Consider the following 14474-nt stretch of genomic DNA (forward strand, 5'->3'; position numbering starts at 1 on the left):
GCTGCGTTCCTATTTCCCTTGTGCTTGCAGGTATTCAGAGGCTCGGTTATCGATTTCGGCCAGCCCCTCCACCGCCGAACCACGATGCGGCGCGACGGCCGCCCGGATACCGTGTGCCACGGCGCGTGTGCGACCAGATTGAACCTGACCCATCGACACCAGCGCGGACTTCCATGTTGCGCAAGCTACTTCGAGGTCGCCCTGTCTCGCTTGCACCGCCCCTAGGTAGCCGAGGGTGACCGCATGAGTTCGTGCAAATGCCTGTGCTTTCCGTTTGCGCACACTGCGGTCGAACTGTTCAGCAGCGCCGTGCAGGTCACCGGAGTCACGGAGAACACACGCAGTTTCGTGGGCCAGGCTGGCCTCGGTGAAGAAGAACACCCGCGAGGGTTCAGCGATTGAGCTCGATGCCGAGGCGAGGTCCTGTTCGGCGACAATCACAGCCTTCGCAGCCTCCGAACGTCGGCCGGCAACGCTGAGGGCTTTCGCGTGGACAATCTTGAGCAATGCTCGCTCGCGGGGGGTAGCAGTGCTGTACCGGGAGCCAGCGACGGAAGCCGCGGCCAATTCGAGCCCCTCTGCGGCGTGTCCGAGGTCGATCGCCTGGTGCGCCATCGCACGCAAGATGTGGCCGGTCAACGGCGCATCCTCCGCCTCGGCGGCGAGTTTGGTCGCCGTCGCGAAATAGCGCTGAGCCGCGGAATGCTCGTCGTTGTCGAAGGCCATCCAACCTGCCAAGTACGCCATCTCGGCCGCTGCCGAGAACATATCTCGGCGCACGACTTCGTCGGTGTAGGTGCCGTTGAGGTAGTCGACGACCTCACTGCTGAGGTACTGGACAACAGCGCGTCGCCCGTGGCCACCCCCCATGCGCTGTTCGATCTGGGAGAACAGCGTCATGACGTTGCGGACGTCGGTGACATCGGAAGATCCGACGTGCCGGATCGCGCTCTGCGCTCTTGATACTGGTGCGGAGGTGTCCAGCCATCCAGGCCGCAATACCGAGGCGCCCAGCGCTGTCGAGTACCCGCCACGCAGGAACGCGCGTCTTTCCACGTCAGCCTTTCCAAGGTCGGCGAGGGTAGCGACTGGATCTTGAAGGCCACCGAATCGCTTCTCGTAACACGCTATGACATCCGGCGGCGGTGTGCGCTCACCGGTCTCGTAGTAGGCCAGCGCGGACTTCCCCCGGTGAATTTCGGCCGCCAACGCAGCCAACGAAACGCCTGCGGCCTCGCGGGCGGCTCGGAGCTGCGCACCGACGATAGCGGCGTGACTGTCCATGCTGTCGAATCATGCCATTCTGTGGACACGTTGTGGATAACGCTCCGTGCAGTGAACCTGCGTCCTAGCGACACACTGGTGCTCTCGACCGCTAGGAATCAGTTGTACAGCACAGTTTTTCAAGATGTCCGCAGCTCAGTTTTCGGCGAGAACCCGGCAGCTTCACAAGATCAAGTAGCTATCGTTTGGTTGCTTCAAGGTAGCTCGCAAACGAATCGGTGAGGCTCGCGAGCGCGGCTTCGCCTTTGGCGGCGGTGGCGGCCGAGGGGAGACCAATGATGCCTGTGGGGGTGTATTCGGCCATTCCAGTCAGGAGGAAGTGCCGTCGTTCTGTTGCGAGGTGATCGGCGTCGCGATAGGAGTCACGCACCAGTTCCGGGCGGGCATACAACAGGATTGATGTTTCGAGCTCGCCGCCGTGCATGTCGTCGTGCATGTCGCTCACCATCGCCGCTTGCGTTCGAGCAGCTTCCCAGTCCACGCGACCGGGGTAGAGCGCGACGTTACGGCCGCTGACGTTGGCTTCGGCGGCGATGTTGGACAGGACATAGTTTCCGCCGTGGCCGTTGACGATGACCAGGGTGGTGATTGCGCTTCTCTTTAGGGAAGTTCTGATGTCGTCGATCATCACCGTCAGGGTGGATGCGCTGATGCTGACAGTGCCGGGGAAGGTCTCGTGTTCGTGGCTGCAGGAAAAGGTGATCGGCGGCAGCAGCACGAGTTGATATGTGGTGGCGATTCGTTCGGCGATCAGGCAGGCGATGGCTGTGTCGGTGATCAACGGGAGGTGATCGCCGTGTTGTTCGAAGCTGCCGACGGGCAGGACCGCGACCGTACTGTCGAGACGTGCGACGTCGGTCGAGGTGGCAGTCGTGATCAGCTCCACTCGAACTCCTCATCGTGGGTTACTGAGGCGACCTGGGCTGTCGCCATGTGTGCGCGCAGCATAGCGGCGAAGTCGAGGATGTGGCTGCGGTGTCCTCGGGCCGCGAGCGCGACGCCTACTTGCTTCAACTGCTGGATCGTCCGGTGTGAGCCGGTGTCGGAGTGGATTGTCAGCGCATGCCTGGCGACGTCGAGGGCTTGGTCGGGTTGGCTGACGCCAGCGTAGGCGGTCGCGAGCCGGGCAAAGCCCATCCCGAGGTCGCGGTGGTTGCCGGGTGTCCAATCCGCGAGGCCTGATTCGAGGGTCGCCAGGGCCTTCTCGGGGCGGCCGAGTTGGACCCAGCAGTGTGCGGCTTCCATCGCGATATAGCCCGATGAACAGTATTGCGCCAAGTCGTTGGGATCCGTGTTGTCGTCGGAAGCGAGCGTCGCGGCCTCCGCCAGTGCATCGACACATGTTCGGCGGTCTCTTCGGTCGCCGGTGATCGCGGTTCGTTGTGCGTAGGCGTGACCTTTTTGCCGCAACAGGACCGAGCGTTGCCGCACGGTCAGTCCGACTGTTCTGGTGAGTGCTTCGTCGACCAGATCGACTGCCAAGGTGGTGTTGTCGGAGTCGGCTGCGATGTTGGATTTGCGCATCAGGACGTAAGCCCGCAGTTGGACGTCGCCGCTCTGCTCCGCACGATTCTGGGCTTCGTTCGACCATCTCATCGCGGTGTTGAGGTTTCCGGCGTCTTGGTGCAGCCAGCCCAGGAATTCGGCGAACCGGGCGGAAGTGTAGAGCAGCTTCTCGTGACGCCGCCCCCGACTGGTTCGCATCGCGGAATCTATTGTTGCGAACTGGCTTTCGACGACATCGAGCAGATCGTGCGGACCTGCGAGCATGTCGAGATTCGCGTAGTGGGTCAGCGTCGCGAGGTGCGTTTCGGCGAGCGGGTCCTCCGTCGCTGCGTTCGATGCTGGGACCGTTTGGCCGCTAGGGAGCCGCACCGGCGCGATGCCCTGTGCCGGAGGCGTTTTCGACTGGAGGTCGAACCAGAGAAGCTCTTCTGGGATTCCGAGGATGTGGGCGATCGTCGCCAAGACCGTGTCATCGAGTTGGGCACGGTGGTTTTCGAGCCGGCACAGTCGCGGCTGCGAGATGCCCAGCCAGCGCGCCAACTCCGATTGCGGCAGCGGGCGGTGCCCGTGCGCGGGGTGATGCCGGTACGCCGCGAGGATCGACCCGATATCCCTGCTGCGCAGAGCATCTCGCAACTCACCGGTCCACCACTGCGCGGCGGGCAACCGTGAGGCGTATGACGCGTGCGCGCAGTCGACGCACAGCGAACGCGCGTCGGTGCCGACGGCGGGCCGTCGGCACCGAACGCAGCCTCGGAACCCAGGCGATGACGCCATCTGTCCACCCTAATCCTCGACCGATCTCGCAGTGAATCAAACCTATTCACCCGAGCACTACAGCCGGAGCCGACCAACGCCCACGATGACTACCAGCGCTAAAGCCTGACGGCAGGTCAATTCGCCGCCAGCAACCCGGAATTTGCGTAGCTCCTCACATCGGAAGACCGGCGACGGGGAGACCGAACAGGATCAAGGAGGCCGTATCAGATGTCCACCAACGGAATTGTGAAGTGGTTCAGCGCCGAAAAGGGGTTCGGGTTCATTTCCCGCGCAGACGGCCCTGATGTCTTCGTCCACTACTCCGGCATCATCGGCCAAGGCTACCGAAGCCTCGCCGACGGTGCGCCCGTGCAGTTCGAGATCACCAAAGGCAGCCGTGGTCCCCAGGCAGCCGACGTGCGGCTGATCGACACCGGCCCCTCCGATCAGCAACCGGATCCAGCAACGGGCACTGAATTCCCGACGGCCACCACAACACCAGCCGCGGATGTGGATGCGCTGTGGACACCAAATCTCTAGTCGGCACCACCTGCCGCTGGTTGTCTGAACGAAACCAAACACGCGCATACCAGTTGGGGGTCGAGGCGGTGTGGAACAGAAGAAGCCATGAGCTACAAGCCATCCTGCGATGGGCGGCCCGCCATCGTCCGGACGAGCTGGAAGCCTGCGTCACCGAACTCAAATCCGAACCCACAGGTCGGCTTCGGTGGCGAGCGAGGACCCGCCGATCCGCAGCAGTAGACAAGGCTTTGACAGCCATCACCACCGGACCGGCCACCCGACATCGACTCCTGGCCATCATTGCGCGCTCGACAGTGAGAACCGGCTACGTCCGTGGAGGCAACGAATGAACGCGTTTCCGGCGCGGACACCATCCACAGCTCCCATGGACCACCCCCCGTGCACAACGACTTCCGGCGACACTGTGTTGGATTTCGTGGGCGTCACCGCGGCATCGCGTTGCACCTACTACCGAGAGGTCTGCCAGCTTCCAGCCGTCCTCGACCCCCTTACCGACCAGATCGTCGTCATCGCGGGTCGTGTACAGGCGGTCATGGTCCCTGCCCCTCTCGGTCGACGAATGCGCGCGGAGTTGGACAGACGAGCTGAAGAATGTGGACCGATCGTGTCCCATCCCCAGTCAGGGTCGTGGACCTTCCTCACCAGATCCGAATTCCGACTCGATATCCCCGCCGCCGAGGCCGCCTCGTTGTGGGACCACAACGTGGTGGTCATGGCTTCCGGCGTGCAGATCGGACTTCCGACGCCGACCGCGAGAAACGACGACCCTGTCCGTCTTTGGGAGCTGCCACCACATAGCCCGCAGCGCCCGGGGACCACAACGGTTCTGCGTGCGGTGCGTGCCTGTGTAGAACGGGGCGAATCACGATGACTCGCGGACGAGTTCTAGCGACCGACAAGGTTATTCGTCAGGCGACCGTTTACCGGCAGGTGTGTGGATTCGATGCGTTCGCCCGGGAATCCACCGGCCAGATCGTCGTGCGGACCGGCACCATCGGCGCGATCGTGTTGCCGTCTGCGCTGTGTCAGCGAGTCGTTGCGGAGATGGCGTGGCCGGGACCAGTCATCCTCGACACCAGCTCCCGCCGTCCTGTGGCGACAATGATGACCAGGCCGCCACCGTCATACCTGCGTAGCTCGAGTACCTATGCGGCACTATCGGCCGTCGAGGCCGTGCTGATGCCCGACGGTGACGAGGTGCTACTGCCCTCACCACGTGATCCCGCGCGACGCTGGCTGCCGTTCGAACCACTGGATCCGTATCGGCCTACCGCCGAGGTCGTCGTCACCGCGATCTTGGCGTGCCGGTAGGGCACCGGAGGTTCGCTATGCCGCTGCCGCGATCACCTCGCCCCGACGAACCCGACACCCACCTACGGGTGATCAGCGCCGGGCTGGTGGTCGACTTCCGCGGCTGCCGCACCGCGGTGCGGAACTTTCTGCGTGACTGGCTTTCCCATCCCCATCCATCCATCACCGCTACCGAGATTCGGGACGGATTTCTCCCGATAAACCGAATGCCCTGCGAGGAACTGTGGCTACACCCCTGACCCAAACCCCTGCCGATCGCTGCATCGCCTACCGGAGCCTTGGTTGGCGCGTCGAGCTCGACGGATACGACCAGATCATCCTGCCCGCCAAGACTGTTCACGGGATCCAAGTGTGTTCGGGATTGGCGGACCTGGTCCTGGACACGCTGCGCCACAGCAGGGTGATCACGCCGGTCGTGGACAACGTCGCCACCCGGACCCGCACCTTCTTGACCACCGCGCCCAAGGTCGGCGATACCCGGGCGATCAGCTTGTTTCCGCCTACCTCGACGGTGCAGGCCATCCGTACCGCCCCCGGTTCCCCGATCCCACTGCCCACCCCGGGAGACGAGACCCGTGTCTGGCTCGATGAACCCCGCCCGGACAGTCTCGCCGATTTCGAGTTGCTGATCAGCTTCACCCTCGACGCCGCGCGCGCCGCGCTGCACGCCGCGTGACCGACCACCACGCCAACTGAACCAACATCCCCGATTCGCCGGGCGCCGACCGGCGTCCCCACCACCACACAGATACGGAACTGACATGACCTATGCGAGTTGGTACGCCCGGACCGAGTCCGGCCTGGCTGCGCTGCAGCGCAGCCTGATCGACATCGAGAGTGGTGTCACCCGCCAGCGCGCATGGAACCCGGAATTGGTCATCGGACTGGCCCAGACCGAGGACTACGCACGGGCGGTCCTGACCGCCTGCATCGGAGTCCTGGGCGTTCCGAACGATCTCGACGAGGTCGTCGCGGCCCGGATGCAACGCCAACTGATCCTCGACCGCGAACCCCACACGTTCGAGTTCCTCATCGGCGAGTGGGCCTTGCATCGCACGGTCGGTAGCGCCGCGGTGATGCGCGCTCAGATCAAGGCGTTGATCGATGACCTGGACTCCCGCCCGAACCTTCGCATCGGGATCGTCGCGCTCAGCGCCGAATTCGTAGCCGCCACCTTGGCTTTCGTTATCCACGACAGCTCTGCGGTCGAGATCGAAACCGTCACCGGTGAAGTCATCGCCACCCGCCCCGACGACATCGCACTCGCTGAGCGCACCTTCGCCCTGCTCCAGAACCAAGCCGTCTACGGCGACGACGCGCGGGTCCTGCTCACCCGAGCACTAGCTACCCACACCGACTAGCCGTCACCGTCGTCCACCGCCGAGCCAACCGGCTCGACGGCGGCGTGGTCGCGAGTTGTTCTGCCCCCGATCTGATTCACCACCACACCGACGCCGCAAGGTCGCGAGTGTGCGCTGTTCGCAAGGAGCTTCGTCGATGACCAGCGCAAACGAGCCGTCACCGTCGCTTCCATCAGGGCGGGTCGTGCTGCAAGCGATGTTCGGACGGGCCAGCAGCCACCAGCTGACCCATCCTCTCCTCGCCGCCGCGGCCGAGCTGGTCCGTCTGGCCACCCGCGCCGCCGACGACGAAGTCAGCAGGGCGCGGATCGGGCAGATGCGGCGCATCGACACCTACGTCGATCAGGTCCTGCCGATCCCGGTCGAGTCAGCGGTGCTGCACACCGAAACGGTCTCGATGGTGCTGGTCAGGATGGCCGACCACGCCGCGTCGCCGGGCCGCCCCGTCGACCTCGACCGGTTGTCTGCGGTGTGGGGCCCGCTCGATGAGCTGGTGCGCGGGCTCGACGCGCTCACCGACGATCTGCTCGCCGGACGTCGGCGGGTCCCGTTGAGCATCTGGTGGAGCACCCGCTCCGACTTGATTCCCTTGCAGGAGAAGCGATGACACTCACCCGAAGGACCGCGGCGATCGTCGCTTGCGTCGCGGTCTTCGTCTCGGGCGCACCTGAGGTGTGCGTGGCCTCGGCGTCACCGACGACGACACCGGCCCCTTCGACGTCGCTGTCGCTCACGAAATGTCCAGCGCTGTATGTGTTCGCTGTTCAGGGCACCGGTGAGTCCTCACCGGATGCCGCGCCGAGCACTGACACCGGGATGTTGTCGCTGGTGATGCGGCCGATGATGGCCGCCGCTTCCGATCCGGGTCTGGTCGATCGCGCCTATGTGCCTTATCCGGCGGGCTTCGGTGGCGCGGTCGGTGCCTCGCTCGTTCCGTACGCCGAATCGGTCGCTACCGGCGTGGTGCGCACGGAATCGATGATGGCGCAGCTTCATTCGGTGTGTCCGCGAACCAGGGTGGGGTTGGTGAGCTATTCGCAGGGCTCGCATGTCGCCTCGATCGTGGCCCAGCAGATCGGTGCGGGCCACGGGGTCGTCGATCCCAGTGTGATCGCGGCGGTGATCTTGATGGCCGACCCGACCCGAAGCCCCGGCACGGGATTGTTCCCTGGCACCGAAGCCTCCGCACCGGCCCCGGCGCCAGGAACCAGTGGAAAACATCTGGCAGCACTGCCCGCAGCGCCGGTCCGATCAGGGGTTGCGGGTGGTGGGATCGGCCCGCAGCGTGACATCGCCGAAGATTTCGGCGCACTGACCGGCCGAGTGGCCAGTGTCTGCGTCTCCGGTGATCTGGCCTGCGACACCCCCGAGGGGTCGGCGATCTTGCGTGCCGCCGCGGGGGTGGCTTCGCAGTCGCTGATTTCGACCGGGGACCCGATCGGCTCGCTGATCTCGATCGGGCAAGCCCTCGCCTACACCTCGCTCAACGCAGCAGCCACCGTCCTCGACGACATCGCTGTTGTTGACTCATATGGCACGCTGAGCATTTCACCGCAGAAGTCGATATCGCAGCGCCTCGCGGATGCCTCGGACCCGCGGGCCGGGTTGGATGTCAACGCCGCCCTCGCCGCCGTGACACGTGTCGGAACTATCGGGTTCGACGCGGTCAACGCTGTTGTCGCGTCGGTGCTCAACCCCGCCGCCCTCACCCAGCTGGCGGCTGTCGCACTGTCCAATCCGGCCGCCGCTGTCGTCATGCTGGGCGAGAAGTTCACCAGTGCGGTCGCCGACCTGGTGGCGCCGACGACCGGAGATCGACTGATCTCGACGGCATTCGATGTCGTGCGGCGCGAGGTTGCCGACAACCGCGACCTGCTCGACCTCACCACGTGGGTGCGGATCTGGGAAACCGGAATGCGGCACGACGCCTACTCCCATGCCGTCGGTGACGGGCCCTCCCCTGCCGCGTGGGCGGGATCGTGGCTTGCCGCCGTCGCCCACGACGCCGCCGCCGCACCCTTGTTACCGGCGCGCACTGGTGAAGTTTCACCTCCGTCGCCGACCGCTACCCTCACGCGCTCGGTGCTCGTCTCGACCTCGTCCGCGCCGTTCAGCGTGGACCTTCCAGCTCCCACCACCTCACGAGGACCGAGCCCCTTGCCGGTCGAGGTGGTGGGAGCCCCCCAACACATCGCGGCACCACCCACCGAGCTGCCACAACTACCGGCCACCGTTCCGGTGACCGTGGTCGGCCCAAGCCAGCCCGGCGTCAGCGCCGACGCGACCCACCCCCCGACTAGCTCGACCGTTGCCCGCCAGCCCGGCATCACCGACCCCACTCGCTAACTCCCCCAACCCCTCCGCTGTCTGGCAGCGCACTGCCCGTAACCAGCAGTCCTCACCGATCGATCGGAGACCGATGAACAGAAGAATCGCACCGTTGCCCGACACCAACCGGTTGCTCACGGTGTGGAACGGCGCGCAAAAGTCGACGACCTCGCTCGAGCACGCCACGCACGTCTTCGTCACGATGTGGACGATCTACCTCACAGACGTGGACCCGGCGACCATCAGTGAATGGCAGCACTACGAGATCCCCAAAGCCGCGACCGATCTCAGTCGCACCATCGCCCGGGTGATCGATGACGAGATCAGCTGGCATATCGGGAACCGACACGACACAGCGGTCCTGATCGACGACGACTCCCCCGAGCTCGTCACCGCCGGGGAACTGGTCGGTCGCATCGCTATGTTCACCGTGCTCTTCGACAAATGGCCGCCGCACCTGGGCCAGTGCCCGCTCGGTCCGGCGTTCCTCGAATCCGGCCGACAGTTCGACAAGCTGATGCGGGGCCTGGCCAAAGGTCGTCGCCAGCCTCGTCGCCGTTGCGACGGTTTGCCGCCGGTCCCCCGACCGCAGCGCATCGAGCTGGGCGCCGTGCCCCGAAGCAGCCAACCATGACGACTACTCGCCCGATGTTGCACTACAGCAACATCAGCGCCCCCACCGCAGCGATGGTCCGACACGGCCCCGACACCGTTGTCGGGCTCGCGTTCAACCCCACCTGCCTCGCCCTGGTCTACCTCACCGTGCATCCCCGCGTCCGCACCGTGACCAGGGGTTCGCGCTCGGTCGGGGTGGAAGTCGGATGCGACATCGTCATCCACCACGGACTCCACCAGCAAGCACGCCGACTTCTCTCTGCCCGCATCGATCAATGCTGGCGCCACGCCCGCGCGCTGGCAGCGCACAATCCGGTGCCGGATCTGCGCTGCTATTACGGATCGCAAGTGCTCTCCGATCTGGCCGGGCTCTGGAAGTTCCGGACGGGGTTCGAATCGGAAATCATGACGATGATCGATCTCGCCTACGACATCCCCGAGGCCGGCGCAGAGCTGTTGAACGCGGTGATCGCACACGGGTTCGCACCCGGCACCCCACCCGAACAGCTGGCCGAACGCACGGTCCTCGTCGAAGCGTTCGCCGCCGCCGCCCAGGGTGCACGCCACCTGAAACTCCTCGATTCGACCGACCTCGACATCGTGGCCCTGCTCGACCAGATCGAACCGCCCGCACGGTCTTCGACAGCCCTCATCTCTCATCAGGCTCCGCCGCTTCATCAGGCTCGGCCGCGCCGTGTCGAGCTGACCGCACGCTGACCTTCACACACCGTCACCCGTCCTACCTACCTACACCCGTACCACTGCCAGGGGGCCACCACATGACACTGGACTTCGATCCCGCCACCGCACACCAATTCGCCACCACCGGCACATACATCGCCGCCGAGGTATCCCACGCCACGAACACCACCACCGCAGCGGTCGACGCGGTGCCCGGGTTGGGGCTGATCGGCGAAGACTTTCGGGCTTTGCTGATCACCGCGATGACCAACCACGCCAACCATCTCGGCGGCTGCGCGCACACGGTGACCGATCAAGCCGACCACGTCGCGACCTACCGCGCCCAGATCAGCGGGCTCGATCAGCGCATCGGCGACGGCCTCGACAACATCGGGCAGTTGTGATGGCCGGGCGTGTGAAAACCTCGACCAGCAGCCAGGTGGCGCCAGATCCCGATGCGATCATCGCCTACCTGTCGGCACCGATCCGCGAGCTGCGCACCAGCGTGGACGGCACCGGCGACCCAGCCGAGGCACTGGGCCTGCTCAACAACGCGATCAGCCAACTCGACTCGACCGAGGCGCCCTACCGCCTGCAGGCAACCGATCTCGAATCGAGCTGGAGCTCCACAGCTGCTAACTCCGCGATCCCCGCGATCCGCGCCTCCCGCACCAGCCTGGTCGAGGGCAGCGACCAAACTGGAGAGTTCGCCACGCTGATCGACGCCGCAGTCGGCACCAACACCACCGCCGCCGCGGCGATCGATGCCGAACTCGACGACTTCGAAACCCGAGCCCGCCGGATTCTGAAAGCTTCACCGAACGAGCAAGGCGTCACCACCGTCATCGAGCTGGCCCGACAGATGTACAGCAACTCCCTCTCCGCAGTCGACAACGCGCAAGCCGACTACGACACCTACACCAGCAAGCTGCGCGAAACCGACTACACGACACCGAAATCCAGCCTCGGAACCGGCGGCGGCCCTTCCACCGGCGACCCATCCCTGACCAGCGACGACGACACCGACACAGGCATCGACGACACCGGCAGTAGCTCGACATCGACCGATCCGGTCATCGCGATGCAGCAAACCCTCGCCACCGCCGGCATCGACGCCGCGACCACCCTCGGCACCCAATTGATCACCTCCGGGGCCGAAGTGCTGACCACCCTGATCACCGAAGCCGCCGGGGTCGCGACCCACGCCATCGACGTCCTCGGCGACGAAGCCGGTGAAACGATCACCGCCGCACTCACCGGCAATACCGGTGACAGCACAGGCACCGCGCCCACGGCGAACGGAACCGGGACCGGTTCGAACGTGCCCAGTAACGGCGGCACCGGTAGCGGGGCACCGCTGTTCAACTTCGGTGGTTCCGACAAACCTGCCACTGGCGCGAACGGTGCCAGTACCGGTACAGGATCGAATACCGGTGCCGCGCCGATCACGCCGAAACCAGACGCGCCCACCAGTGACGGCGACCAGAAACCCCAGCCCTCCCCCGCGCCTGGCCCCGCTGTGTCGCCTGGCCAGAATTCGAGCACCGGCGCTGTGGTGCCGCCTGCTGCGGGTCAAGCCGCCGGGACTGACGGCGAGCACAAACCGCGTGCACAAGCCGGCACGACCTCACCATCAGCAATCGCCGGTGACGTTGTCGCGGTGGTGGTTCCCGTCATCGGAGCTGTGGGGACATGACCGACAACCCACTCGATCTGCGCCGACCCGACCCTCCGACCGGACCTGACGATCTCAGTAGCGACGCCGACCACGGGTTCGACGAGGACGACGACTACGACGACTACGACCGCTCCAGCGACTGGTCGGCCTGGATGGACCCCACCGACGCCGACCCCGACGAACCGAAGGCGCCGCCCGGGTTTCGGCAGGTCGGACGTAACTACGCACCCGCACGCCCCGACCAGCCCGGCACCGGACGAGTCATCGCCACCCTCGGCGCGGTCTTCGCGGTCGTGATCATCGTTGTGTTGGTCGTGCTCGAGTCGCTGCCCGACACCGACGAACAATCCAACACAGCTGCGAGCACGCCTTTGCCCGCACCGTTGACCGGGATGGTCCACGCGGTCCCGACAACGACCACCGCGCCACACGCGATCGCCGACTGCCCCCACAAACGCAGCACCGCTCTGTCTTCGGGCGCCGACCCCGGCGACACCACCAGCGCGGTCAGCGTGATCTTCGCCTTCCAATACGCCTACTACGTCCAACGATCCGCCACTAAAGCACGCGAATACGTCACCGCCGACGCGAAAGTCCCATCCACGCAGCACATTCAGGGCGGCATAGATTCCGTGCCCGTCGGAACCCGCTACTGCGCCACCGTCGTGCCGACCGCACCGGGCCGGTGGCAGGTCCAGATCCGTGAGCAATGGCCGAACAAAACCCCAGAGCTGTTGGCGGCCTTGATCATCACCACCGCGACCGAGCCCGACGGCACAGCCACGATCACCGCGATCAGCGCGGCACCATGACCCGCCCAACAACCACCACCCCACACCTCCGACACCAACAGACACCGAGATGAACGAGCACCGAACGCGGCAGGAGCCCCCACCGTGACCACCCGTCCACCAAACCTGATCGACCCCGACCAGCCGACCCCCGCACGCCTGCACAGCGCGTTCCTCGGCGGGAAGGACCACTACGACCCTGACAAGGTGCTAGCCGACGCCTTGGCGAGCAGCACGATCCGGCCCGCGGTCGCCGAATCCCGTCGATTCACCCGACGCGCGGTCGAGTACCTGTCCGACCATCACGAGGTGTCTCAGTTCGTCGAACTCGGGTGCGGCATTCCCCACTTCCCGAATATCCACGACATCGCCGAACGAGCGAACAGCAGCGCAAAGACGTTGTATGTCGACTCCGACACCGTCGTGGCCGCGCATGGGCGTGCGCTGCTGCACGAACCACCTACCCGGTTCTTCACCGATACCGACATCACCGACGCTGACACGATCGTGGGCGATGTCGCCGCCGTGATGGACATGACGGCACCGTTGGCGGTGTGCGTGTCGGGCACCGCAGAATGGATTAGTGACGCCCCTGCCGTGCTCGCGGCGTTGACCGCCCGGTTCCCGGTCGGGACATGGCTCGTGTTCACCCACGTCACCGACGAGTTCTACCCCCAGCACGTCCAGGCCGCCGCCGAAACCCTGCGCCGCGCGGGCATCCCGTACCACCCACGCGGACGAGACGAGATCACGGCCATGCTCGCCGAGTACCAACTCCTCGCGCCCGGTCTGATCGCCCCGCACCGGTGGGTACCAGCCCTCAGCCGCGACGACGACAACCGGAATGGGAACGAGGACGGCGAGGGCGACGACCGCGACAGAGTACGGAGGCTGTCGCCCGCCGCACCACGCCATCGCGGGGCGTGGGACCTGAGCGCCTACGCTGCCATCGGCCAGCTCCACCTGAGGGGTCCTCGGTGACCGGCGGCTTGTGCAACCGGGGACGGACCTTCTGCCGGTGTGATGGATAGCATCGGCATGGTTCAGCGGAGCACACCCATCGTGAGTTCATCGGAAGGACAGTCCTCTTGGACGACTACCTCGTTCCCCACTCTGAATAGCCACGACTGGGGACGATCACCAAACACCGCCGACATGATCCGCCTCATCGTCCGCGACGAAGCAGTCCACGGCTACTACTTCGGATACAAGTTCCAGCTCGGCGTCGGCCAGCTCGGCGTCGGCCAGCTCGGCGTCGGCCAGCTCGACGACGAGCAAGCCGATGCGCAAGAACTGGTGTACGAGCTCTACGAGAACGAAGTCGAGTACGCGCGCGACCTCTACGGCCCGATCGGGTCACCAGCGATGTCGAGAAGTTCCTGCGGTACAACGCGAACAAGGCCCTGATGAACCTCGGCTACGAACGCCTGTTCCCACGCGACGACCGCGAGGTCAACCCCGCGATCCTGTCCGCCCTCTGGCCCAACGCCGACGAGAACCACGACTTCTTCTCTGGGTCCGGGTCGAGCTACGACATCAGGAAGGGTGTCGAGGCGGAGGATGACGACTGGGAATTTTGACCGTCACCGATCTACCGGTTCCCGGTGAGCTTGTAGC

The 14474-nt window shown here is 65.3% G+C and carries 14 protein-coding genes and 2 pseudogenes; 13 read left to right on the forward strand and 3 right to left on the reverse strand.

Translation table 11 applies throughout. The features are described from left to right. Positions 1 to 9: 9 nt before the first annotated feature. The 3 genes from NS1_RS31285 to NS1_RS31295 form a co-directional block, all read right to left on the reverse strand. Positions 10 to 1284: a helix-turn-helix domain-containing protein gene (locus NS1_RS31285; protein ID WP_062990317.1), complete on the reverse strand. Its 1275-nt coding sequence runs from the start codon at positions 1282 to 1284 to the stop codon at positions 10 to 12. 178 nt (positions 1285 to 1462) lie between these two features. Then, positions 1463 to 2170, reverse strand: coding sequence for a creatininase family protein (locus NS1_RS31290; protein WP_062990319.1), 708 nt, complete (start codon positions 2168 to 2170; stop codon positions 1463 to 1465). Continuing rightward, positions 2161 to 3567, reverse strand: coding sequence for a helix-turn-helix domain-containing protein (locus NS1_RS31295; RefSeq protein WP_143876019.1), 1407 nt, complete (start codon positions 3565 to 3567; stop codon positions 2161 to 2163). Before NS1_RS31295 ends, NS1_RS31290 begins: the two co-directional genes overlap by 10 nt. Before the next feature lie 210 nt (positions 3568 to 3777). Between NS1_RS31295 and NS1_RS41955 the strand changes: the two are divergent. The 13 genes and pseudogenes from NS1_RS41955 to NS1_RS39510 form a co-directional block, all read left to right on the forward strand. Further along, positions 3778 to 3978: pseudogene (locus NS1_RS41955) on the forward strand (cold shock domain-containing protein); the annotation flags it as partial. A gap of 1044 nt (positions 3979 to 5022) precedes the next feature. Continuing rightward, entirely contained in the window at positions 5023 to 5403 is a 381-nt protein-coding gene (locus NS1_RS31305) for a hypothetical protein (RefSeq protein ID WP_062990323.1), read from the forward strand. A gap of 223 nt (positions 5404 to 5626) precedes the next feature. Continuing rightward, positions 5627 to 6079, forward strand: a complete 453-nt coding sequence (locus tag NS1_RS31315; RefSeq protein ID WP_062990328.1) for a hypothetical protein — start codon at positions 5627 to 5629, stop codon at positions 6077 to 6079. Positions 6080 to 6164: 85 nt separating this feature from the next. Further along, positions 6165 to 6764 (forward strand): DUF5753 domain-containing protein, encoded by a 600-nt coding sequence (locus NS1_RS31320; RefSeq protein ID WP_062990330.1) that lies wholly within the window; start codon positions 6165 to 6167, stop codon positions 6762 to 6764. 136 nt (positions 6765 to 6900) lie between these two features. After that, a complete protein-coding gene (locus NS1_RS31325) occupies positions 6901 to 7371 on the forward strand; it encodes a DUF4254 domain-containing protein (protein WP_143876018.1) in 471 nt (156 codons plus the stop codon). Continuing rightward, the gene (locus tag NS1_RS31330) at positions 7368 to 9110 is read left to right on the forward strand and encodes a cutinase family protein (protein ID WP_062990334.1); all 1743 of its coding nucleotides are present in this window, start codon (positions 7368 to 7370) and stop codon (positions 9108 to 9110) included. Before NS1_RS31325 ends, NS1_RS31330 begins: the two co-directional genes overlap by 4 nt. A gap of 73 nt (positions 9111 to 9183) precedes the next feature. Then, complete coding sequence (locus tag NS1_RS31335; protein ID WP_062990336.1) at positions 9184 to 9726, forward strand: hypothetical protein; 543 nt, start codon at positions 9184 to 9186, stop codon at positions 9724 to 9726. Continuing rightward, positions 9723 to 10424 carry a hypothetical protein gene (locus tag NS1_RS31340; protein WP_143876017.1) on the forward strand — a complete coding sequence of 234 codons (702 nt, stop codon included), beginning with the start codon at positions 9723 to 9725 and terminating at the stop codon, positions 10422 to 10424. Before NS1_RS31335 ends, NS1_RS31340 begins: the two co-directional genes overlap by 4 nt. Positions 10425 to 10486: 62 nt before the next feature. Further along, positions 10487 to 10792 carry a hypothetical protein gene (locus NS1_RS31345; RefSeq protein WP_062990341.1) on the forward strand — a complete coding sequence of 102 codons (306 nt, stop codon included), beginning with the start codon at positions 10487 to 10489 and terminating at the stop codon, positions 10790 to 10792. Between the two features lie 11 nt (positions 10793 to 10803). After that, positions 10804 to 12084, forward strand: a complete 1281-nt coding sequence (locus NS1_RS31350; protein ID WP_157125491.1) for a hypothetical protein — start codon at positions 10804 to 10806, stop codon at positions 12082 to 12084. Next, positions 12081 to 12878: a DUF8176 domain-containing protein gene (locus NS1_RS31355; protein ID WP_062990345.1), complete on the forward strand. Its 798-nt coding sequence runs from the start codon at positions 12081 to 12083 to the stop codon at positions 12876 to 12878. The genes NS1_RS31350 and NS1_RS31355 overlap by 4 nt, the downstream gene beginning before the upstream one ends. 84 nt (positions 12879 to 12962) lie before the next feature. Beyond that, a complete protein-coding gene (locus NS1_RS31360; protein ID WP_062990347.1) occupies positions 12963 to 13838 on the forward strand; it encodes an SAM-dependent methyltransferase in 876 nt (291 codons plus the stop codon). 162 nt (positions 13839 to 14000) lie between these two features. Next, a pseudogene (locus NS1_RS39510) lies at positions 14001 to 14437 on the forward strand (ribonucleotide-diphosphate reductase subunit beta); the annotation flags it as partial. Positions 14438 to 14474 lie beyond the last annotated feature (37 nt).

It is taken from the genome of Nocardia salmonicida NBRC 13393, assembly GCF_001613085.1.
Classification (GTDB): Bacteria; Actinomycetota; Actinomycetes; order Mycobacteriales; family Mycobacteriaceae; genus Nocardia; species Nocardia salmonicida.

Coding starts and splice junctions, on each gene's coding strand:
- NS1_RS31285 (WP_062990317.1), bottom strand. CDS start 1,284: ATGGACAGTCACGCCGCTATCGTCGGTGCGCAGCTCCGAGCCGCCCGC.
- NS1_RS31295 (WP_143876019.1), bottom strand. CDS start 3,567: ATGGCGTCATCGCCTGGGTTCCGAGGCTGCGTTCGGTGCCGACGGCCC.
- NS1_RS31320 (WP_062990330.1), top strand. CDS start 6,165: ATGACCTATGCGAGTTGGTACGCCCGGACCGAGTCCGGCCTGGCTGCG.
- NS1_RS31325 (WP_143876018.1), top strand. CDS start 6,901: ATGACCAGCGCAAACGAGCCGTCACCGTCGCTTCCATCAGGGCGGGTC.
- NS1_RS31330 (WP_062990334.1), top strand. CDS start 7,368: ATGACACTCACCCGAAGGACCGCGGCGATCGTCGCTTGCGTCGCGGTC.
- NS1_RS31335 (WP_062990336.1), top strand. CDS start 9,184: ATGAACAGAAGAATCGCACCGTTGCCCGACACCAACCGGTTGCTCACG.
- NS1_RS31340 (WP_143876017.1), top strand. CDS start 9,723: ATGACGACTACTCGCCCGATGTTGCACTACAGCAACATCAGCGCCCCC.
- NS1_RS31345 (WP_062990341.1), top strand. CDS start 10,487: ATGACACTGGACTTCGATCCCGCCACCGCACACCAATTCGCCACCACC.
- NS1_RS31355 (WP_062990345.1), top strand. CDS start 12,081: ATGACCGACAACCCACTCGATCTGCGCCGACCCGACCCTCCGACCGGA.